The following is a 21442-nucleotide window of genomic DNA, read 5'->3' as shown; positions in this document are numbered from 1 at the left end:
TTGCGTTTAATTCAGGAACTGTGCGATTTGCCAGAAATGACGGGTCTGTGCACTGCTCCGACCTGTCTGTCGACCGCGGGTGGCCCTCGCAGACGTGAAAGACTTGGGCCATGGCAAGGATCCCCAAAACCTCAGCCGCGGTGGCAGGAGCCGAGCCGATCCTCCACCTCGCGGCGCGTGCCGAAGATGCGGTGCACGACTTCCGTGAGAAATTCGCCCGGCGTCGGGGCCACACCCCCACGGTCATCCCCTACGCCGGCTACGGCGCTCCCGGGTGGGCGAGGGTGCTCTGCCGGGTGCTCCTCACTAAGCCGACGGCGGGAAAGGATCCGCGCTATCAGAAGATCCGCGGCTGGCGGAGCTTCACCAGCGTTCCGGTGAACGAGATCGCCGTCACGATCGAGATCGGGGATGTGGAACAGCGGGTGATCGCCGACCGCGGTGGCGTCGTGGACACCGTTCTCGAGGTCGATCTCGAGCCGGGCTGGCACGTTATCACCATCCGCACCGACGAGACCGACAGCGTCGAGGCTCCGGTCTTCATCGTCGACCCGGCGGCCAAGGTCGGAATCATCTCCGATGTCGACGACACCGTGATGGTGACCGCACTCCCCCGGCCGTTCCTCGCCGCCTGGAACACCTTCGTGCTCGATGAGCACGCACGACGACCGGTGCCCGGCATGGCGGTGCTTTACGAACGACTGACCAGGTCGCATCCGGGGATCCCCGTCTTCTACCTCTCGACCGGTGCCTGGAATGTCGCCCCGACCCTGTCAAGATTCTTGTCCCGCAACCTCTACCCCACCGGCCCCCTGCTGCTCACCGACTGGGGACCCACCCACGATCGGTGGTTCCGCAGCGGTCGCAATCATAAGGTCGACACCCTCAAGCGCCTCTCCCGGGAATTCCCCGAGGTGCGCTGGCTGCTCGTCGGCGACGACGGCCAGCACGACGAGGAGATCTACGGCCAGTTCGCCGCGAGCCACCCGCACAACGTGGAGGCGGTGGCGATCCGTCAGCTCTCCAACAGCGAGGCTGTTCTCGCCGGTGGGCGAAGCAAGTCCGAAGCCCACTCCAACCAATCGGCTCCCTGGGTGTACGCCCCCGATGGGGCCGGACTGGCCGAACGGCTTGCAGATTCCGGGCTTTTCTAGCCGTACCCTCGGTTTCCGGTGTGCCTGCTGGTAGACCTGAACCATGGTCACTCGACGGGGGGACGGGTCGGCGGGCGATGCCGACTACTCTCGGATCGGCGACGGGTACGCGAGAATCCGCCAGCCCGATCCGAGAATCGCTGCCCGAATCCTCAGCGCCCTTGGAGACGCCCTCACGGTGCTCAATGTCGGAGCGGGCGCGGGATCCTACGAGCCCGTCGACCGTGAGGTGACCGCCGTCGAGCCCTCGGCCTCGATGAGGGCGCAGCGGCCCGCCTGGCTATCGCACGCGATCGATGCGACCTCGGACGACCTTCCCTTCGCCGACGACAGCTTCGATGCGAGCATGGCGACGGTGACGGTGCACCAGTGGCCGGATCTCGCCGCGGGACTCGCCGAGATGCGACGGGTGACGCGCGGGCCGGTGGTGGTGATGACGTTCGATCCGGTGCCGCCGGTGCACTGGTGGCTCATGGACTATGTGCCCGAAGTGCTCGACGTGGATGGTCGGCGGATGCCCGCTATCGCCGACCTCGTGGCGGAACTCGGCCGGGACGGCAGCGCCGAGGTCGTTTCGGTACCCGTGCCCGCGGACTGCCTCGACGGCTTCGGCCAGGCGTTCTTCGCCCGGCCGGAGCGCCTCCTCGAACCGGAGGTTCGGAAGGCCATGTCGGCCTGGAGCTTCGTGCCCGACGAGGTGGTCGACCGGTTCGTCCGCGAGCTCTCGCGAGACCTCGCCAGCGGTGAGTGGGACAGGCGCTACGGCGATTTCCGGCGACTGGCCGAGTTCGATGCGGGCCTTCGGATCGTGGTCGGGCGTCCCTGAGCCGTCGGGCAGCTCTCAGTTCTCCCGCGCTATCGCCAGGCCGTGGGGCCCGCGGACCCGGCGCGGTAGCTGTCGATCGGCACGACCCCCTTGCGCCAGGCCGAGAGGATCGGCGCCACGATGCGCCAGCATTCCTCCACTGCGTCCGCCCTCACCGAGAGCGTCGTGTCGTCGGAGAGGATGCCGTGGAGAACTTCGCCATAGGGCCCGAGCTCACCTTTGGCGAACTCCACGTCGAGGCTCACACGGTCGAGTGTGAAGGGATCATCCTCACCATTGATATTGAGGTCGAGTTCGATGCTGTCCGGCGTGAGCGAGATGGTGAGCCGTGCTGGGCCGGGGTTTCCGGTGAAACCGTACGGGCGGTGGGGCACGTCCTTGAAGGTGACCACGATCTGCTGGCGCTTGTCGGCGATGGCCTTCCCCGACCGCAGCCGGAACGGCACCCCCGCCCAGCGCCAATTCTCGATGCCCACCGTCACCTCGGCGAGAGTCTCTGTGTCGAGCTCCGGATGGACTCCGTCCTCCTTCACATAGGCCGGCAATTTGCGCCCATCGATGGTGCCGCCGGTGTAGCGCGCCCGGCGGCCGGCGGCTACTGCGTCGCCCTTCCAGGCGTGGGTGGCCCTCAGCACCTGGGCCATCGACCCCCGCAGGTCGTCGGCGTCGAGACTCGACGGTGGCTCCATCGCGGTGAGCGCCATCACCAGCAGGAGGTGGCTCTGGATCATGTCCACCAGCGCGCCGGCCTTGTCGTAATACCCGGCGCGTCCCTCCAGCCCGAGGGTCTCATCGAAGACGATGTCGACCCGCTCGATGTGCTCGGCGCTCCACACCTGTTCGAAGATGCGGTTGGCGAAGCGCAGTCCGAGCAGGTTGAGAACTGTGGATTTGCCGAGGAAGTGGTCCACCCGGTGGATGTGCTTCTCCGGCAGCAGCTTCACCAGCTGACGGTTGAGCGCCTGGGCGCTGCGGAGGTCGGTGCCGAACGGCTTCTCGAGTCCGAGCACGGTGCCCTTTGGCAGGCCGACCTTCTCGAGTGCGGTGATCGCCGCGATCGTCACGTGAGGCGGCAGCGCGAAATACAGGGCCGGTGCCCCGCTGGCAGCGGCGAGGATCCGAGTGAGATCGGCGGGGCTGGTGACGTCGGCCTGGAGGTAGACCGAGTTCTTCGCCACCGACGTCGCGCGCGTGCTTGCCACGCCACCGGCCGCGAAGGATTCCGCGACGCGGGAGCGCCACTCGACATCTGTCATCGGGTCGAATCCCACCCCGATCAGGCGCAGGTCGTACCCTCGCGAACTGCCCAACAGCTGGCCGAGACCCGGAAGCAGAAGTCGCTTCGTGAGATCCCCTCCTGCTCCGAGAATGACGAGAGTTCCGATGTGGTCAGTCATGAGCACAGGTTACCTCTGCAAGACTGGCGAAATGGCTCTGCGCATCGAGGACTACGCCCTGATCGGCGACTGCCACACTGCTGCTCTCGTCGGGCGGGACGGAAGCATCGACTGGCTCTGTTTTCCCCGGTTCGACTCCCCGTCTACTTTCGGAGCGCTGCTCGGAAACAAGGATCACGGGCGCTGGCTGCTCGCCCCGGTCGGCAAGGTCGTGTCCACTTCGCGCCACTACCGCGAAGACACCTTCATCCTCGTGACGCGGTGGGAGACAGCAAATGGTGAGGTGGAAGTCACCGACTTCATGCCGCACGGCGACCGGCGCGCCGATGTTGTCCGTCGCGTCACCGGCATCCGGGGCAGCGTGGCGATGACGATGGACGTGCGGCTGCGTTTCAACTACGCGGAGTCAATGCCCTGGGTACGCCAGGCGCCGGACGAACACGGCTTCGGACTCGTAGCCGTGGCGGGACCGGACGCCGTGATCATTCGCGGACCGGAGCTGCGGGCATCCGACCACACGCACGTCGCCGAGTTCACCGTGGCCGCCGGAGAGACTGTGGATACCTCGCTGACCTGGTATCCCTCTCATCGACAGCCCCCGCCCCGGATCGTGGTCGACGACCGCCTTGCTGACACGGTCGAGGTGTGGCAGGAGTGGGCATCCCACTGCATCGCCTCGCCGATCTATCACGACGAGGTGCACCGCTCGCTGCTGGTATTGCGAGCGCTCACCCACGAGGACACCGGCGGGATAGTGGCGGCCGCCACCACCAGTCTTCCCGAATCGTTCGGAGGCAGTCGCAACTGGGACTACCGGTATGTGTGGCTTCGCGACGCGTCGCTCACTCTGCACGTGCTGCTCAAACACGGGTTCCACGAGGAGGCGAACTCGTGGCGCGGATGGCTGCTCCGGGCCGTTGCGGGTGACCCCGGTGACGTGCAGATCATGTATGGGCTGTCGGGCGAGCGCCGCCTCACCGAGTGGGAGGTGGACACCCTTCCCGGTTACGACGGCGCATCGCCGGTGAGGGTCGGAAACGACGCCTGGCGGCAGTACCAGGGCGACGTCTTCGGGGAGGTGATGATCGCGCTCCAGTCCGCACGCGAGCTCGGGATCGCCGAAGATCCGTTCTCCTGGCCTCTCCAACGCGCCCTCATGACCTATGTGGAGGAGAACTGGCGGCGTCCGGACAACGGGATCTGGGAGATCCGGGGGCCGCAGCGCGACTTCGTCTCTTCGCGAGCCATGATCTGGGCAGCCTTCGACTGCGCGATACGTGCCGTGACCGACTTCGGCCTCGAGGGACCGGTCGAGCGGTGGACGCGCCTTCGCGAGGAGGTGCGCGCCGAGATCGAGTCCCGTGGGTTCGATCACTCCCGCAACACCTACACGCAGTATTACGGCAGCACGGGCGTCGACGCCTCTCTTCTGCTGCTCTCGCAGATCGGATATGTCGCCGCCGACGACCCGCGGATGCTCGGCACGGTCGCCGCCCTCGAGGAGGAGCTGCTGCACGACGGGCTCCTCATGCGGTACCGCACCGAGTCAGGGGTCGACGGGCTGCCGTCGGGCGAGCATCCGTTCCTCGCCTGTTCGTTCTGGCTGGTCGAGCAGTACGCGCGCAGCGGCCGAGTGAGCGACGCACGTGCCCTGATGGATCGGCTGGTGAGCTTCTGCAACGACGTGGGCCTGCTCAGCGAGGAATACGACGTGGCCCAGTCGCGGCAGGTCGGCAACACGCCCCAGGCGCTGTCGCATCTCGCCCTGGTCCGCGCGGCGGATGCGATCGCGGAGGCGAGCGCCTGAACCCCTGGAGGCCACCAGTTTTCAACCGCCGAGCGCTGCCCGCGGCACCCCCTGCCCGGCATCCGCTGCTCGGCATCCGCTGCTCGGCATCCGCTGCTCGGCATCCGCTGCCCAACATCAGTGACCACCGGAAATAGCCGAAAGTCTGCTGTTGAACGCTCACTCGGCCCGAGATCTGATGTCGAGCGCGACCCCCGGACGGTCGAGAAGGCCGCAACAGAGTGCCACACCGGGGGCCCGGCCTCAGCGCCCGGCACTCAGCACTCAGCACTCAGCACTCAGCACTCAGCACTCAGCACTCAGCACTCAGCACTCAGCACTCAGCACTCAGCACTCAGCACTCAGCGCCCGGCACTCAGCACTAGGCACTCAGCCCTTCGTCGTGAGGTGCTCGGCGAAGAAGGCATCGATCCGCTGCCACGCATCGGCCGCCGCCTCGGGGTTCGGTCCGGCCCCGATGATTCGCTTCATGATGAAGCGAAGGGCCGGCGGGCCGCTCTCGGCGTCGTTGAGGAATGCATGACCGGCCTCGGGATACTCCTTGACGTCGTGCTCGATCCCCAGGCGCGTGAGGGAGTCCTCGAGTTTCTGGGCTGCACCCTTCAGGGATCCGTCCTTGCCGCCGTAGCTTCCGATGATCGGGCAGGCTCCGACGAGCGCCTCGTCGAGGGGTTTCGGAAGCCGCCCGTAGTTGGCTGACGCGGCGGCGAAACCGAGACTGGCCGCGGTGAGCGCGAAGCCACCGCCCATGCAGAAGCCGATGATGCCGACCTCGCCGGTGCAGTCCTCCCTGCCGATGAGCAACTGCCTGGCCGACTCGATGTCGGCGAAGGATCGCCCGGTGCCGGCGCTCAGCTCCCGGAAGGTCTGGGTGAGGCACTTGCGCGCTCCCCCCTCGGTGAACAGGTCGGGCATGATCGCGATATAGCCCGCCCGGGCGAAGCGCTCCGCCTGCCGACGCATCACGTCATTGATGCCGAACGCCTCGTGCACCAGCACCACTCCGGGCCAGGGCCCGTCACCGGCCGGGAGGACGAACTCCCCGGTGAGGCCGACGCTCGCTCCCCTGAGCGCGGGGATGTCGATGGTGCGGGAACTGGTCTCGGGCATGGTTCTCCTGGTGGGTGGGCGCTTCGGGACGATCAGACTGCCTGCGTGAGCTCGCTGAACTCATCCTCCGACAATTCGAGCCCGGCGGCGGCGATATTGTCGGCGAGATGATCGAGGCTCGAGGTGCCCGGGATCGGCAGGAGCACAGGAGACCTCTTGAGCAGCCAGGCGATCGCGAGCTGGGATGGCGAGGCGCCGTGCCGCCTCGCGAGGTCGTCGAGCGGCCCTCCCGGCTTGGCGAGCCTGCCGGTGGCGAGCGGGAACCACGGGATGAAGGCGATGCCATTGGCCGTCGCGTAGTCGAGCAGGGGCTCCGCATCACGGTGGGCGAGGTTGAAGAGGTTCTGCACCGAGACGATCCGTGCCAGCTGCGAGGCGGCCTTCAGCTCGTCCACCGAGACCTCGGACAGCCCGAGGTGACGGATCTTGCCCTCGGACTGGAGCGCGACCAACTCGCCGAGCTGGTCTTCGAGCGCGACTTTCGGATCGATCCGATGCAGCTGCAACAGGTCGATGCGCTCGAGCCCGAGATGCCGCAGGCTGAGCTCCACCTGCTGTCTCAGGTATTCCGGGCGTCCGACCGGGATCCACTGGTTCGGACCCTGCCGGGTGAAACCGACCTTCGTTGCGATCACCAGGTCGTCGGCGTACGGGTGGAGCGCATCCTTGATCAGGAGGTCGGCGACCTCCGGACCGTAGGCATCCGCGGTATCGATGAGCGTCACACCGAGCTCGACGGCCCGGCGGAGCACCCGCACCGCGTTCTGCGGATCGGGCGACTCCCCCCAGACTCCGGCGCCCGGTAACTGCATCACTCCATAGCCAAGCCGGTTGACGACGAGGTCTCCGCCGATCGAGAAGGTTCCGGATGCCGCAGCGGGTTTCGTGGTCATTGACGTCACGGTACGCGCATGAGACCTCTCTCATCTTGGAACTGGCTGGGTAACGATTGCTCGATAATGAGGGCATGCCCCGCCGCCGCACCATCACCGTGTCGGTTCGTGTCCGCATTCTCGCCGCGATGCTGGTCGTGGCAGCGGCCGGCATGACGATCGCCGGCGGCACGGCGTTCCTGGTGCAGCGCGAGCGCGTGCTCTCCCAGGTGGACCAGCGGCTGGAGGACACGGCGAGCCGCCTGCGCTCGATCGCGGCCGAGAAGGAGTACTCGAGCGTGCGCCTGCTGTTGACCGCCGCAATCCAGCAGATCACCCCCGACACGAACGAGGGAATCCTCGGCATCATCGACGGCAAGGCCGCGGTGATCCCCGGAAGCCAGGTGGGGGTCCCCCTCGAGAAGGACACCGAGCTCATCACCCGCGTGAACCGCGAGACGGCTCCCGGAGCCGTGGTGCTCGGCACCGACGTGGGTTCCCGCGGTGCCCTGCGCTATCTCGCCGTTCCGGTGCGGGCCGCCGGAGACAGCGCATCGGGCGTCTATGTGGCGGCGTACAGCATCGATGCCGAGCTCCTGCCGATAGCCGAGGGCTTCCGCACCTTCCTGCTTGTGGCCGCGGGCGCCCTGGTGGCGGTGGGACTCGTGGGCTGGTTCGTCGCCGGTCGCCTGCTGCGTCCCCTCCGCATCCTCCGGGACACGGCCCGGCGCATCACCGGATCCGACCTCGTCGAGCGCATCCCGGTGGCGGGCGGCGATGACGTCTCCGAGCTCACCGTGACGGTGAACGAGATGCTCGACCGGATTCAGAGCTCCCTCGAGGGCCAGCGCCAGCTGCTCGATGACGTCGGTCACGAACTCAAGACGCCCATCACGATTGTTCGCGGCCAACTCGAGCTTCTCGACGTCGACGACTCCGTGCAGGTGGAGGAGATCCGCACCCTCGCCATCGACGAACTCGACCGCATGAACATGCTTGTCGCCGACATCTCGCTGCTCGCGTCGGTCCAGCGCCTCTCCGGCGTCACCCTCGAGCCGACGGACGTGCGCGGACTCACCGAGACCGTCTACCGCAAGCTGAGCGGGATCGCCGGCCGCGACTGGAGACTGATGGAGACCGCAGATGCCGTGGCCGACCTGGATCCGGCCCGCATCACCCAGGCTTGGTTCCAGCTCGCCGCCAATGCCAACCGGCACGGTACTCCGGGGTTGCCGATCGAGATCGGCAGCCGGGTGGTCGAAGACCTCGGCCATGAGTTCCTCGAACTCTGGGTCACCGACTTCGGACCGGGCATCGCTCCGGAGGCTCACGAGCGTATCTTTGAGAGGTTCCGACGCGAAGAGGAAGGCCGCGGCGAGAGCGGAGCCGGACTCGGGCTCGCGATCGTGACGACCATCATCCACGCCCACCACGGTGTGGTGCGACTGGAGAGTGCGCCGGCGATCGGATCCACGTTCACGCTCGAGCTGCCGCTCGGGCCGGCAATTCACGATGATGACGAGGACAGTGGGAGGAGCCACGCATGAGCGGCATTCTCATCGCCGAGGACGAGGCGCGCATCTCCTCCTTCATCGAGAAAGGCCTGCGCGCGGCGGGGTACAGCTCCCATACCGTGACGAACGGTGGCGATGCGCTCGACTACGCCTCCACCGGGTCGTTCGACCTCGTCGTGCTCGACATCGGCCTCCCCGGGCTCGACGGATTCACGGTGTTGCGCCGCCTGCGCGAGTCGGGCGCCGACATCCCGGTGATCATCCTGACCGCCCGCGACTCGGGAGCCGACACCGTTGCCGGGCTCGAGGGCGGGGCCAACGACTACATGTCCAAACCATTCCGGTTCGACGAGCTGCTCGCCCGCATCCGCCTCCGGCTGCGGGATGCCGGGCCGGTCGAGCGCACCGAGCTGGTCTACGGCGACCTCAGCCTCGACACCCGCACCAGGCGCGCCACCATCGGCTCCCGCACCGTCGACCTCTCCGCGCGCGAGTTCGGACTCGCGGAGGAGTTCCTGCGCCACCCTGACCAGGTGCTCAGTCGCGAGCAGCTGCTGAGCAGGGTGTGGGGATTCGACTTCGACCCCGGGTCGAACGTCGTGGACGTGTATGTGCGCTATCTTCGGGCGAAGTTCGGCGCCGAGCGCATCGAGACAGTGCGCGGGATGGGCTATCGGCTCCGATAGCCCTCCCGCGCACCCGGTCGGACGAACTGCTGCTAGTGGTGCCCGCCGGTGTCGCCCGAACCGTCACCGTGGCCACTGCCGCCAGAGGAACCCCCGTCGGTGACGCCACTACCCGAAGTGGAGCCTCCCGATCCGCTGGTTCCCGTGCCCGAGTCGCCCGACCCGTCATGGTCGTCACCGGAGGGGTCTCCGGTTCCGTCGTGTCCGCCATCGGACAGATTGTCGTCGCCGAGATCATGGGGGGCACCGTCATGGGTGCCGCTGTTTCGCAGCCCGCCGTGGTCGTCGACGTTGATCGGATCCGCAGGCGAGACCGTTGTCGTACCGGTCGGACCGTTGGATTTGTCATCGAGCGGAGTCGCGCTCGGCGAAGGAGTCATCGTGCCCGTGGTCACGGGAGCGAGCTTCTGCACAGCACCGGCGCGATCTTCGATGGTCAGTGTGTGGGCGACCGCCGCCGCTCCGGCAGAACCGAGGCCGAAGACACCGAGCGTCACCGCGCCCGCGAGTGCGATCTTGCGCGAGATGTTCATGGGGACTGCCTTTCGCTGCGGCGTTGCCGGCACGGGTAACCGGGGGCACGTGCACCGTCACCCGGGCGGGAGATGCGGGCGGATTGCGTGTCAGAGCCAAGCCTGCGACACAGCCATGAGATCCGAAAGAGAAGCTGATGAGAACTCTCTCATCTGCCGCGCCTCCCCGATGGAGAGTCGACACGAAGCTTTCCTCATCATCGATCCGGGATGCGGGGCATCTCGCCCGGAAAATCGGCACATTCGGGCCGTACTCGCCGTCACGCCCCCAAATTGGGGCACACCGTGGCTTGCCCCGCGAATGAGGGGCTGATACGTTCCTCTTATCGATCTGATGTCCCCCTAAAGACGGACAGACCGATACACAGTTCATGTACCCGACATGAACCGTTCCTTACCCGAAAGGAACAGCCAGCACATGAATGCTGCGCTTGCTGCCGCGTCCGCGGCGACCGATGCGATTACCCTGCCACTAGTGCTCACCGTCTCTCTTGCGACGGTTGCCCTCGTAGCCATCGCCGTTTATGTGAGGCGATCGCGCCGCACTGGACGGCTGACCGGAGTGACCGCGGCAGCAAGCGGAGTTTCTGCAGCCGGCATCCTCGCGAGCGCGCTGCTCGTGAGCGTCGCGCTCGGCGGATCCGCAGTCGCGGCGGCCGACACGGTGTCATCGACCGGCTCCCCCCTGCCGGGCACATCACACACCTCTGTCGTCGTCGTGTCCCCCACTGTAGATCCGCCGACGAGCGGCGACCTCAGCGGCCCGCAGCTCCCGACCGAGTAGGCCGAAGCGCCGCCCGGCCCGGGTAGTCCCACCCCGCCGACCCGCCCGCCCAGACCGATGGTCGCCGTCGACTCTGTCTCCCTCCGGATACTCTGGGGGGATGCGACTGATGGCCTCGCTGCGAGCCTCGACCCGCAGTCCACTGCTCCAGGTGCTCAAGACCTCGGTCGCCGCCATCGTCGCGTGGCTGATCTGCACGGTCGCGCTCGGCCAGCCGCTTCCGATCTTCGCGGCGATCGCAGCTCTCCTCGTGGTGCAACCGAGCGTCAACCAGTCTCTGGCGAAGGGCATCGAGCGCAGCGTCGGTGTGATCTTCGGGGTGGTGCTCGCCTATGCCGCCGGAATCCTGTTCGGACATTCGAGCTGGATTGTGCTTGGCATCATCGTGGTGTCGCTCCTGCTGGCCTGGGCCCTTCGACTGTCACCGGGTTCGGCCAACCAGATCCCGATCAGCGCGATGCTCGTGATCGCGATCGGCGCGAACACGCCCGGGTATGCCGTCAACCGGGTGATCGAGACGGTGATCGGCGCGGTCGTGGGACTCGCGGTCAACGCCATCATCGTTCCCCCGGTGCTGCTCGCCCCGGCCCACGATGCGCTCGTACGACTGGCGGAGAGTGTGGCCGACACCCTCTCGTCGTTCGCGACGTCGCTTCGCACACCCCAGGAGCCGCAGGAGCTCGCCGCGATGCTCGCCGGTGCACGCCGATTGCCGGGGCTGCGCAATTCGGCCACCGATGCCCTGGTGCGCGCGGACGAATCGCTCATGCTCAATCCGCGGCGCGCCCGCTATCGCGAACGCCTGGAACACGACCGTGACCTCCTCGACACGCTCGGCATCCTCGTGACGCGCGTCACTGGCATGGCCCGCGCCCTCCACGACAACTACGACTCGGGGCTCGCCGACGATCCGTTCGTGCGGTCCATCGCGCTCGAGCTCGACCGGGCGGCGCACGACCTCCGCCTTCTGGCGCAGGATGCGCCGACCATCGAGGCGGCGCCGATCACCGCGGAGCTCCCCGCCCTCACCGCGCCGCTGACCATCGTGCAACCCGACCCCGACAACTGGATCCTGGTGGGGTCACTTCTCGAAGACCTCCGCCGCGTGCGCGAGGTCATCATCGGGGAGGAGTCCGCATGAGCGTGGCCACCCTCGAGTCCTACGCGCCGTACGAGCTCGTGGCGGATGCCGCCTCCCTCGGCCTCACCGTCACCACGGTCTCGAGCTCCCTGGGAACCTGTGTGGCGCGGCATCCGGTGCGGCGTACGTCGACCCGGGCGACCCTGTTCCTGCATGGCGCGGCCGGATCCTGGACCACCTGGACTCCCTTGCTCCAGGCCGCCGATGCCGATCGTGTCGACCTCGGCGACATCGTGATCTTCGACCTGCCGGGCTGGGGGGACGCCGAACTCGCGGAAGGCAGCATCGATGACCCGGTGTTCGCGATCTGTTCGCTGGTGAAGGACATGGCCGAAGAGCTCGGCTACACCCAATGGGACCTTGTCGGCCACTCCCTCGGCGGCTTCATCGCCCTGCACATGGCCTCGATCTGGCCGCAGGCGGTGCTGTCGGTGGGGATGGTTTCGGGCACGACGTTCTCGATCATCCACAGCGTCGAGCATCCGGTGAGGCGCTTCGGCGAACTCCCCGGATTCACGATGCTCTGGCGGGTGATGCAGGCGCTCGCAGCCCTCGGCCCCGCCGGCCCCGCGCTCGTGCGCGGGATCGGTGCGATCGGGCTGCTGCGCCCGGCGACCTTCCCCTTGTTCCGGCACTGGCGGTCGATCCCCCGTTCGCAGGGACGGGCGCTCGCCGCGGAGATCCGTCCGCGATCCTTCGCGACGGCGGCGAGCGTGACGCGGGGCTACGACGCGGATGCCCGCTGGGCGAGCATCGACTGCCCGGTGCGCGCGACGAAGGGCGACCGCGACGTGTTCGTCACCCAGGAGGACCTCGACCACCTCGGACGACTGCTTCCGTCGAGCGTGCGGACGGTCATCCCGGACTGCGGACACTTCGGAGCGGTTGAGCGCCCGCGGGCCGTGCTCAAGGCGCTGGGTTACGGCGACGACTGACCGCCAGTATCGGCAGGTCGAGCCGGATCACTCGGACAGCTCGAGCCAGGTGAGGCTCGCGAACTCGCCGGTGGTGAGGCCGAGCGACTCGGCACGACCCGCGACCTCGGTGCGGAAGGCGTGCGAATCCGTGCCGTCCCGAACGAGGACATCCACGCCGGCGGGTGTGAGCCACGATTTCGAGAACCGGATGACGAGGATGTTCGAGTCCTCCGTCGCTCCGATGACGGACCAGCGGCTCGTGACGAGCGCGAGCAGGCGGGTACCGCGCCAGACAAAACCCTCCGCACGAAGACGGTCGATCCCGACGATGGTCTTCTCCACCCCGTCGCGGGTGGTGTAGCTGACCACGTCGTCGAGCACGAGGGGATCGGCACTCGTCAGGTCATAGCGGAACTGCGGCCGAAGGCGATCCCCGCCGAGCCACATCGGGAAGTTGGTGGCGCCGACGCGCCAGGTACCGGGAAGCAGCGCGGCGAGCGCGGCGGCATCCGTTGACAATGGCATGACCTCCAACCTACTTGCAGCGGCTGGGCGTAGCGTTCAGGAATGCGTGCCATCACTGTCCCCAATCCCGGGGGTATCGATTCCCTCGTTTTCGACGAGCTCCCCGACCCGACGGCCGGTCACGGCGAAGTGCTCATCGAGGTCGCTGCGGCCGGGGTGAACCGAGCCGATATCGGCCAGCGGGAGGGACATTACCCCTCGCCGGCCGGCACGTCCCCCCTGATGGGCATGGAGGTGTCGGGGACGATCCGCTCGCTCGGGTCCGGGGTGCACGACTGGGCGGTGGGCGACCGGGTCTGCGCACTGCTGCCGGGCGGTGGCTATGCCTCATTCGCCGTGGCCAGCGCAGGGCAACTTCTCCCGGTGCCCGACTCGCTCGACCTCGTGGATGCCGCCGGCCTCCCCGAGGCAATCGCGACGGTGTGGTCGAACGTCTTCCTCACGGCGGCACTTCGCGCCGGAGAGACCCTGCTCATCCACGGCGGGTCGAGCGGCATCGGCACCATCGCCATCCAGCTCGCCCGCGCCTTCGGGAGCCTCGTCGCCGTGACCGCGGGGTCGCCGGCCAAGCTGGCCGCGTGCGAACGACTCGGGGCGGAGATCCTCATCGACTATCGCACCGAGGATTTCGCCGAGCGGGTCTCGGAAGCGACCGAGGGTCGGGGCGTCGATGTGATCCTCGATTCGATCGGCGGCGGCTACCTCGAACGCAATCTCGCGTCGCTCGCGACTCGCGGACGCCTGGTCAACATCGCGAACCTCAGCGGTGAGCCCGGAATCCTCGACTTCGGGCTCGTGATGCGGCGGTGGCTGTCCCTCTACGGATCGACCCTCCGCGCGCGCCCCCTCGCGGAGAAGGACGAGATCCTCGCGAGCGTTCGCGAGAACGTCTGGCCCCTCGTCGTCACCGGACAGGTGGTTCCGGTGATCGACAGCCGGTTCCCCCTGGCCGATGCCGCCGCGGCGCACGAACGCCTCGAGTCGTCAGCGCACATCGGAAAGCTGCTGCTCCTGCCCTAGCCGCGGATGCGTCGTCGTCTCAGGCGCGCGCTAAAAGCGATTCGAGCGCGTCGGCGAGAGCCATCGCCCCCGCCTCCGCGTCATCCTGCTCCACGTGCTCCTCGGGAGAATGCGAGATCCCGGTGGGATTGCGCACGAAGAGCATGGCAGTCTCGACCCGGGAGCTCAGCACCCCGGCATCGTGGCCGGCCCCGGTGTCGAGCAGCGGGGACCCCGGCAGGATGTCGGCGAGCCGGTCGCGCAGCGGGGCCGGGAAGTGCACCGTGCCGCTCACCGACTCCTCGAGCACGCGTACGGTGCACCCCTCATCCGCGGCGATGCGGCCGGCCTCGGCGGTGACGCGCCTCACGACGGCTGCCGTGGTCTCGTCAGCCGGATGCCGCACGTCCAGCCACAGGTCCACGCTCGAGGCGATCACATTGGTGCCTCCGGGTACGGGCGTGAGACGGCCGACGGTCGCCCGGGCGTACGGATGGGCGAGGGCCGCGTCCCGCACCGCGACGACAATTCGCGCCGCGGCGACCATGGGATCGCGGCGGTCCGCCATCAGCGTGGTTCCCGCGTGGTTGCCCTGGCCGGTGACCGTGATGCGCCAGCGGCCGTGGCCGAGGATCGACCGGGCGATCCCCACGGGCCGCCGGAGGTCGATGAGCCCTCGCCCCTGCTCCACATGCAGTTCGAGGAACGTGGCGATGGAGGCGAGGGTGCCATCGTCCTGGCCGATGAAACGAGGGTCTAGCCCGCTCGCCGCCGCGACCTCGGCGAATGTCGCACCGTCCTCATCCCGGAGCCCGCGAGCCCGATCCGGATCGATGGCCCCGGCGAGCAGGCGCGACCCGAGACAGGCGACCCCGAACCGCGACCCCTCCTCCTCGGGGAAGACGGCGATCGCGAGCGGCCTCGCCGGCGTCCCTCCACGGCCCCGCAGATGGTCGACGGCGACAAGGGCCGAGCAGACCCCGAGCGGGCCATCGAACGCTCCCCCGCCGGGCACCGAGTCGAGGTGGCTCCCGGTGACGACGACATTCCCCGCGGACATGTCCCCCAGCGTCGCCCAGAGGATGCCGTTCAGATCGGTGTGCACGTCGAGTCCGCGCCGCTCGGCGTGAGAGGTGAACCAGCCTCCGAGGTCGCGTTCGGCAGTTGAGAAGACCGGGCGGGAGTAGCCTCCGCGCTGGCGGTCACGACCCACCCCGGAGATCTCGGCCAGGAGGCCCGCAACCGTATCGGGGCTACGGGTCTCGGGCATGGTCACCACGATAGTGCGAGCCGCGCGGGCCCCGCGGAAGTAGCATGAGCGGATGCCCCGAACCGCCGTCGCCCTGGCCCTCTCGAGCCACCCGGGGCCGAGCGTCGCGGTCAGTGCGGTCGCCGCCGTGCTGGGCATCGCGGTGGGGCTGGATCCGCTGCGTGTCGCGATCCTCGGCCTCGCGTTCCTGCTCGGACAGGTCTCGGTCGGCCTCTCCAACGACTGGATCGACGCCGGGAGGGATCGGGCCGTCGGCCGCACCGACAAGCCGGTCGCCTCCGGACGCGTGAGCGTCGGCACCGTGCGCACGGCCGCCTTCGTGACAGCTGCGGCGGCGATACTGCTGACGCTGCCTCTCGGCTGGCCGGCCACCCTCGCCCACACCGTCTTCATCACCTCGGCATGGACCTACAACCTCGGCCTCAAGAACACCCCGCTCTCGGTTGTCCCCTACATCGTCAGCTTCGGACTCCTACCGATGGTCGCAACCCTCGCCAGGCCGGTGCCCGCCGTCGCCGCCGGCTGGGCGCTGGCCCTCGGGGCGCTGCTCGGTGTCGCGGCCCATTTCTCCAATGTGCTTCCCGACCTCGACGACGATGCCCGCACCGGCATCGCCGGCCTTCCGCATCGCCTCGGCCGCGCAGCATCCGGAGTCGTGATCTGGGCATCGCTCGCCGCCGGTGCAGCCGTCGCATTCTTCGGCCCCGCGGACGGGAAGACAGTGCTCCAGTGGGTCGGGCTCGGCCTCACCCTGTTGCTCGCGGTGGCCATCGCCGTGGCGGTGAGGCGGCCGCCAACGCGCTTGCTTTTCCAGCTGATCATCGCATCCGCTCTTGTCAACGTGGTGCTGCTGTCGTTCGGAGGGTCACGCCTGCTCGCCTGAGGCCGGCGCTTGCGCGGGCGCGTTGCGGATGCCGATCCAGGACGTCACCCCGCCGAGCACCAGCAGGATGGCGGTCACGACCACCCCGCGCTGGAAGCCCGCGACGCCGAGCTGCGGACCGACGATGAGTCCGACGAAAGCGATCGCGACGAGTCCGGCGACCCGGGAGACCGCGTTGTTGATCGCGGAGCCGATGCCGGCCTGGCGTTCATCGATCGCGCCGAGGATCGCGCTGGTGAGCGGAGCGACAGTGATCGTCAACCCGAAGCCGAAGAGGATGACGCCGGGCAGGATCTGCGTCCAGTAGTTCGGATGCGCCCCCGCGAACACGTAGAGGAAGAAGCCCGCCGCCGTGATGATCGGGCCGACAGTCATGAAGAGGCGCGGACCGTACCGACCGGCAAGGGAGCCGACGCGGCTCGACAGCAGGATGCTGATGATCGTGACCGGCAGGGTCGCGAGCCCGGCGAACGTGGCCGGATACCCGGCGACCTGCTGCAAGAACACCACGAGCAGGAAGCCGCCGAGCGAGATGGCGGCATACACGAACGTGGTGGTGAGGTTACCCCAGGCGAAGTTGCGCACCCGGAACAGCGCAAGCGGCACCATCGGCTGCTTCGCGACGCGCTCGCGCCAGAGGAACGCGGCGAAGGCGAGGACCCCGAAGCCCATAGTCAGATAGATCACCGGGCTCCCCCAGCCATAGTTCCCCTGTTCGATCAGGGCGAAGACCGGAAGTCCGAGGCCCAGCACTCCCAGGACGGCACCGGGGTAGTCGATGGCGACGCCCCGGTCGCGCTCGTCCTTCTGCTTCAGCACCGCGAGCAGGTAGAGCGTGACGGCAATCGGCAACACGTTGATCGCGAAGACGAGGCGCCAGCTCGCCAGATCGACGAACAGGCCGCCGAGGAGCGGTCCGAGGATGAAGGCGGCGCTGGTGAAGCCGGTCCACTGCCCGATGGCCTTGGCCTGTGCGGGGCCGCGGAAATTGGACAGGATGATCGCGAGCGAGCTCGGCACGAGCAAGGCACCGGCTATTCCCTGCACTCCCCGCGAGATGATCAGGATCTCCGCCGTCGGGGCGAGGGCGCAGAGCAGCGACGCCGCCCCGAAGCCGATCAGCCCGGTGCGCAGCACGACGATCCGGCCGTAGACGTCGGAGAGAGATCCGGCCACGAGGATGAGCGATCCGAGGGTGATGAGGTAGGCATCGACTACCCACTGCTGGGTGCTGATGCCGCCGCCGAGGTCTTTCATGATGGCGGGAAGGGCGACGTTGATGACCGAGCCGTCGAGGAATGCCACGAACGAGGCGAGCACGGCGATGGCCAGTACGAGTTTCTGGTGCTTCTCCATTGGCGTCATTCTTCTACCTGCGCGACGCGAGGGCACCCTCGACTTCGGCGAACAGTGTCGCGGACGAGAGTGGCCGGAAGTGTCCGACCATCGGCAGGCACACGTTCGTCGCCCCCTCGAGCTCGCTGCCGCCGGGGATGAGCGGGTCGAGGCGGCTGTAGATCGAGGTGATCCGCGCATTCGCCGCGCGGTTCGCCGCGAGGGTCATCACCGTCTCATCCCGCGGGGAGAACGCGCGAAGGGTGCGCACCGGCGCCCAGTTGGCCAGCGTTGAGCCACCGAACGGGGAGTTGATCGCGACGAGAGTGTCGATCCTGCCCGCGCGGTCATCCGTCACCATCATGTGCTTGGCGATGAGGCCGCCCTTGCTGTGCGCGACGATGGCCACGCCAGCGAGATCCCTGCTGTCGAGGTAGTCCTGGGCGAGCGCGGCCGATGCGACGACCGTCAGGCGATTGTGGCCGAGCTCCCGCAGGGTATGGATCGGATGCCCGAGGGCGTTGAGCCGGTCCGCCACCGGCCGAAGGAACTGCCAGGTCTCATACACGCCGGGAAGCAGCAGGACGGGAGCGAGGTCACCGCGCTCGTACCGCTCACTCGGAGCGCCGCCGACGACATGTTTCGCCTGCTCACGTATCTGGTAGAGCCGGTCGGCGACGGCCGCTCCGGCATCCCTCGGGGTGATCATGGTGTGCCGTTCATGCGGAGTGCTTCACGATGAGGGCGGCGATGCGCACCGGGTCGGAGTGCATCACGACATGCGGCCCTGTGACCTCGGCATAGGTCGCGTTCGGGAGCAGCTCCGCCACGGTCTCCGCCCACGATCGGGGAACGATCGGATCGGAGTCGCCGCGGAGTACGAGGGTGCGCGCCTCGATCGCCGGCAAGCGGTCCTCCATCCGGTCGCTCAACAGGTGCTTCAACTGGGCAAGGAAATAGGGGATGCCGCACCGCACCAGATAGTCGGTCGCGATGATCAGGTTGGAGCGCATCGATTCTCTCGTGATGTCGCGCAGCAGCGCCATCGCCTCCGTGCTGAAGCGGCGGTCGGGAGGGTTCACCGTCGGAGCGATCAGCACGAGTCGATCGCTGGCCCGCGGAGAGTCGAAGACGAGCTGCGACACCACCTGGGTGCCCATGGAGTGGCCGACGAGCACCGGGTTCTCGATGCCCGCCCTGTGCAGGAAGGTGCCGAGGACATCCGCGTGAAGCTTGATCGAGACGTCGCGTTTCGGATCCGGCGCCGCCCCGTAGCCCGCGAGGTCGATGAGGTAGACCTCTCCACTCTTCGCCAGCTGCTCGGCGAGCGGATGGAAATACCGGGAGGAGACGCCGATACCGTGGACGAGCACGAATGGCCGCGACACGTCCGTAGCCGCAGAGCCCGGGAAGCGTTTGATGACGACGGCGAGATCGTCGTACAGGGGCCGGCTCGAGTAGTAGCTGACCCCGCCCCGACGCCTCAGGCGTTCGCCGACGCGGAGGTCATTCATGGTCACGGGATCGACTCTACGCGCGGCGCATCCGTCATCGAACCGTAAGACGCATTCGGCTCCGCGACCCAGCGTCCGTCGTAAGTTCGCTGCATGACCCGTGGCCAACGCACCGCGACCCTGCGCCTGTCGGTCGGCACGCTCATCGTCGGTCTTCTGCTGGCAGGATGCACGCCGTCGGAAATCGAGCGAGGACCAGCCGGAGAGCGCGATGGCCTGAGCGGCGTCGGGAAGCTCCCGGCACCGGCGAGCGCCTGGCCCTCGGCGCAGTTCGACGCCCGTCACTCCTCCGCGACATCCGCGACCGGGCCGCAGACGGGGAAGGTGCGGTGGTCAAGGGACCTCGGCGGATCGGTGACCCCCGGGCCGGTGATCGGCGTCGACGGCAGCATCCTCGCGGCGACGAACGCGGGAGTGCTTCACGCCCTCGATCCCGCGACCGGCAATGATCGCTGGGTCTTCGATGGCGGCGCCCGATACGGGAGCGACCTGTCGACCAGCCCCGCCGTGCTCGGAGACGGAACTATCCTCTGGCCCGGCCCCCGCTCCACCCTGTTCGCCCTCGACCGGTCCGGGCGACTGATCTGGACCGAGAAGTTCGGCAGCGATGTGCTCTCTCCCGCGATCGCCGGTCACAACCGGGTCTACGTCGCCGACCTCGCGGGCCACCTCGCCGCCCTCGACGTCACCGCCAACAGCCATCGGAGAGTGTGGACCCTCGATCTGGGAGGAGTCGACTATTCAAGCCCGTCCGTCGGGCCGGATGGCACCATCTATACGGCCATCGAGAAGCAACTCATCGCCGTGCGCGACACCGGTGATTCGGGAGTCATCCGCTGGCGCTTCGAGACGACGAAGCGCATCGAGGTCTCCAGCGGGGTGAGCGAGTCGGGAATCGTCGTACTCGGCACCAACAACGATCACGAATACGGCGTGCGCAGCGACGGCACTCGAGCCTGGCAGCTCCTGATCCACGACTACACCTACTCGTCGTCGACCGTCCGGCCGGATGGCCGGGCCTACTTTGCGGACAACTCCGGGCGGGTGCGCACTGTGGACTCTTCGACCGGTCGAATCATCCGCACGATCGCCCCGGTCGCACCGGCGAAGGAACACGCCTGGACGTCCATAGTGGTCGATGCGCGGTCCGACACCTACTGGGGGTCGATGAACGGCAGAGTTTACGGTTACGACGCGAACGGGCACCGGCTCTTCGCCCTCTCCGTGGACTCGGGGGTCTCGAGCTATCCCGCGCTCGGGGTGGACGGCACTCTCTACGTGGGTACCGTGGGCGGCCTTCTCTATGCGATCGGTGCGTCCTGACCCGCTCGCACGACGAAGGCCCACCGCGGTGGGCGGTGGGCCTTCGGGCGATGCGGGATACTGCTACTTGATCTGGGCCGTGATGGTGGCGATGCCCACGAGCAGGCCGCCCTTGACGGCATCCGTCGCGAAGACCTTGTCGAGCAGGCCGGCGGCGGTCTCGGAGATGTGCACCGTGGTGCCGGTGAGGATTGCGTTGTCACCCTCGAGCTTGAGCGGCTTCAGCGTTCCCCCGTGGAGGTCGAACAGCGGGGCCTGGACGGCGGCAACGGTTCCGTTGACGTCGACATCGCCGTAGAGCTGCGAGTTTCCCGGGTTGATCGTGAAGTTGGAGAGACCGACGACGGTGGATCCCGCGGTGAGCGAGAGGCCGGATCCGTCATGCTCGATGATGCCCTGCACGTAGGGGCGGTAGTTGCTCTTCGGCGACCAGTAGACGACGCTGCCGCCCGTGATCGGGAAGTGCACCGAGCCGTCGGTGAGGGTGCCGGTGCCGGTGACGCCGGGCGTGAGGCCGAGTGAGGTGAGGGCGGCGGCGAAGCCAGCGTCGAGCAGAACGGCGGTGTCGCCACCCTTGAGCGCCGGAACAGCGGCAGCAGGCGCCGGGATTGCGGACGAGGACTTCGCCTTGATCTCGGGGGCGGCGTTGGCGGTGGAACTGACGCCGGCGACGCCGGCGACGAGAAGGCCCGCGGTAGCGATTCCGATGGCGGCTTTGGTGAATCTGCGCATGATCTCAACCTTTTTTGACGGTGGAAGTGGACAACAACTGGTTGCATCTGGTTCGGTGTGCCGGCACAAAGGGTTTGCTCTCGCAGGAGAAAGTAGGCTCGTCTCATCCCGATCAGTGAA

21 protein-coding genes are annotated in these 21442 nt (G+C 67.8%); 11 read left to right on the top strand and 10 right to left on the bottom strand.

Annotation, left to right across the window (positions count from 1 at the left end; genetic code table 11):
• Positions 1-110: 110 nt before the first annotated feature.
• Both ACVXZ4_RS07255 and ACVXZ4_RS07250 read left to right on the top strand, forming a co-directional pair.
• Positions 111-1154: an App1 family protein gene (locus ACVXZ4_RS07255; protein ID WP_461797561.1), complete on the top strand. Its 1044-nt coding sequence runs from the start codon at positions 111-113 to the stop codon at positions 1152-1154.
• A gap of 43 nt (positions 1155-1197) precedes the next feature.
• Positions 1198-1980 carry a class I SAM-dependent methyltransferase gene (locus ACVXZ4_RS07250; protein ID WP_461797560.1) on the top strand — a complete coding sequence of 261 codons (783 nt, stop codon included), beginning with the start codon at positions 1198-1200 and terminating at the stop codon, positions 1978-1980.
• A 29-nt stretch (positions 1981-2009) separates the two neighbouring features.
• Here the strand turns inward: ACVXZ4_RS07250 and ACVXZ4_RS07245 are convergent, their stop codons facing one another.
• Entirely contained in the window at positions 2010-3377 is a 1368-nt protein-coding gene (locus ACVXZ4_RS07245; protein WP_461797559.1) for a glucose-6-phosphate dehydrogenase, read from the bottom strand.
• A gap of 31 nt (positions 3378-3408) precedes the next feature.
• On the opposite strand from ACVXZ4_RS07245, the gene ACVXZ4_RS07240 reads away from it, so the two are divergent.
• Positions 3409-5184 (top strand): glycoside hydrolase family 15 protein, encoded by a 1776-nt coding sequence (locus ACVXZ4_RS07240; protein ID WP_461797558.1) that lies wholly within the window; start codon positions 3409-3411, stop codon positions 5182-5184.
• A 369-nt stretch (positions 5185-5553) separates the two neighbouring features.
• Here the strand turns inward: ACVXZ4_RS07240 and ACVXZ4_RS07235 are convergent, their stop codons facing one another.
• A complete protein-coding gene (locus tag ACVXZ4_RS07235; protein ID WP_461797557.1) occupies positions 5554-6294 on the bottom strand; it encodes a dienelactone hydrolase family protein in 741 nt (246 codons plus the stop codon).
• A gap of 32 nt (positions 6295-6326) precedes the next feature.
• A complete protein-coding gene (locus ACVXZ4_RS07230; RefSeq protein ID WP_461797556.1) occupies positions 6327-7187 on the bottom strand; it encodes an aldo/keto reductase in 861 nt (286 codons plus the stop codon).
• Between the two features lie 74 nt (positions 7188-7261).
• Here ACVXZ4_RS07230 and ACVXZ4_RS07225 point away from each other — a divergent pair, with 74 nt between their 5' ends.
• Together ACVXZ4_RS07225 and ACVXZ4_RS07220 are read left to right on the top strand one after the other, a co-directional pair.
• Positions 7262-8713, top strand: a complete 1452-nt coding sequence (locus ACVXZ4_RS07225) for a sensor histidine kinase (RefSeq protein WP_461797555.1) — start codon at positions 7262-7264, stop codon at positions 8711-8713.
• Positions 8710-9366 (top strand): response regulator transcription factor, encoded by a 657-nt coding sequence (locus tag ACVXZ4_RS07220; RefSeq protein ID WP_461797554.1) that lies wholly within the window; start codon positions 8710-8712, stop codon positions 9364-9366. The genes ACVXZ4_RS07225 and ACVXZ4_RS07220 overlap by 4 nt, the downstream gene beginning before the upstream one ends.
• Before the next feature lie 32 nt (positions 9367-9398).
• Here ACVXZ4_RS07220 and ACVXZ4_RS07215 read toward each other — a convergent pair whose 3' ends face one another.
• Positions 9399-9899 (bottom strand): hypothetical protein, encoded by a 501-nt coding sequence (locus tag ACVXZ4_RS07215; protein WP_461797553.1) that lies wholly within the window; start codon positions 9897-9899, stop codon positions 9399-9401.
• A 418-nt stretch (positions 9900-10317) separates the two neighbouring features.
• Between ACVXZ4_RS07215 and ACVXZ4_RS07210 the strand changes: the two genes are divergently transcribed.
• From ACVXZ4_RS07210 to ACVXZ4_RS07200, 3 genes are all read left to right on the top strand, one after another.
• Positions 10318-10683 carry a hypothetical protein gene (locus ACVXZ4_RS07210; protein WP_461797552.1) on the top strand — a complete coding sequence of 122 codons (366 nt, stop codon included), beginning with the start codon at positions 10318-10320 and terminating at the stop codon, positions 10681-10683.
• A gap of 109 nt (positions 10684-10792) precedes the next feature.
• The gene (locus tag ACVXZ4_RS07205; protein WP_461797551.1) at positions 10793-11824 is read left to right on the top strand and encodes an FUSC family protein; all 1032 of its coding nucleotides are present in this window, start codon (positions 10793-10795) and stop codon (positions 11822-11824) included.
• A complete protein-coding gene (locus tag ACVXZ4_RS07200) occupies positions 11821-12759 on the top strand; it encodes an alpha/beta fold hydrolase (protein WP_461797550.1) in 939 nt (312 codons plus the stop codon). Before ACVXZ4_RS07205 ends, ACVXZ4_RS07200 begins: the two co-directional genes overlap by 4 nt.
• Before the next feature lie 27 nt (positions 12760-12786).
• On the opposite strand, the gene ACVXZ4_RS07195 is transcribed toward ACVXZ4_RS07200, so the two are convergent.
• A complete protein-coding gene (locus ACVXZ4_RS07195) occupies positions 12787-13266 on the bottom strand; it encodes a hypothetical protein (protein ID WP_461797549.1) in 480 nt (159 codons plus the stop codon).
• 42 nt (positions 13267-13308) lie between these two features.
• Between ACVXZ4_RS07195 and ACVXZ4_RS07190 the strand changes: the two genes are divergently transcribed.
• On the top strand, positions 13309-14286 hold the full coding sequence (locus tag ACVXZ4_RS07190) for an NAD(P)H-quinone oxidoreductase (RefSeq protein ID WP_461797548.1): 978 nt from the start codon (positions 13309-13311) through the stop codon (positions 14284-14286).
• A gap of 19 nt (positions 14287-14305) precedes the next feature.
• On the opposite strand, the gene ACVXZ4_RS07185 is transcribed toward ACVXZ4_RS07190, so the two are convergent.
• Positions 14306-15535 carry an allantoate amidohydrolase gene (locus tag ACVXZ4_RS07185; RefSeq protein ID WP_461797547.1) on the bottom strand — a complete coding sequence of 410 codons (1230 nt, stop codon included), beginning with the start codon at positions 15533-15535 and terminating at the stop codon, positions 14306-14308.
• Positions 15536-15587: 52 nt separating this feature from the next.
• Between ACVXZ4_RS07185 and ACVXZ4_RS07180 the strand changes: the two genes are divergently transcribed.
• The gene (locus ACVXZ4_RS07180; protein ID WP_461797546.1) at positions 15588-16418 is read left to right on the top strand and encodes a UbiA family prenyltransferase; all 831 of its coding nucleotides are present in this window, start codon (positions 15588-15590) and stop codon (positions 16416-16418) included.
• Here ACVXZ4_RS07180 and ACVXZ4_RS07175 read toward each other — a convergent pair.
• The 3 genes from ACVXZ4_RS07175 to ACVXZ4_RS07165 are packed head-to-tail and all read right to left on the bottom strand — an operon-like array spanning position 16401 to position 19267.
• Entirely contained in the window at positions 16401-17774 is a 1374-nt protein-coding gene (locus tag ACVXZ4_RS07175) for an MFS transporter (RefSeq protein WP_461797545.1), read from the bottom strand. The genes ACVXZ4_RS07180 and ACVXZ4_RS07175 overlap by 18 nt on opposite strands.
• 13 nt (positions 17775-17787) lie before the next feature.
• Positions 17788-18462, bottom strand: a complete 675-nt coding sequence (locus ACVXZ4_RS07170) for an esterase/lipase family protein (RefSeq protein WP_461797544.1) — start codon at positions 18460-18462, stop codon at positions 17788-17790.
• Between the two features lie 10 nt (positions 18463-18472).
• Positions 18473-19267, bottom strand: a complete 795-nt coding sequence (locus ACVXZ4_RS07165; RefSeq protein WP_461797933.1) for an alpha/beta fold hydrolase — start codon at positions 19265-19267, stop codon at positions 18473-18475.
• A 93-nt stretch (positions 19268-19360) separates the two neighbouring features.
• Here ACVXZ4_RS07165 and ACVXZ4_RS07160 point away from each other — a divergent pair, with 93 nt between their 5' ends.
• A complete protein-coding gene (locus tag ACVXZ4_RS07160; RefSeq protein WP_461797543.1) occupies positions 19361-20590 on the top strand; it encodes an outer membrane protein assembly factor BamB family protein in 1230 nt (409 codons plus the stop codon).
• Between the two features lie 63 nt (positions 20591-20653).
• Here ACVXZ4_RS07160 and ACVXZ4_RS07155 read toward each other — a convergent pair whose 3' ends face one another.
• Positions 20654-21322, bottom strand: a complete 669-nt coding sequence (locus ACVXZ4_RS07155) for a hypothetical protein (protein ID WP_461797542.1) — start codon at positions 21320-21322, stop codon at positions 20654-20656.
• Positions 21323-21442: the final 120 nt, after the last annotated feature.

The organism is Lacisediminihabitans sp. FW035, assembly GCF_054880895.1.
This window is presented reverse-complemented; position numbering and strand designations above follow the sequence as displayed.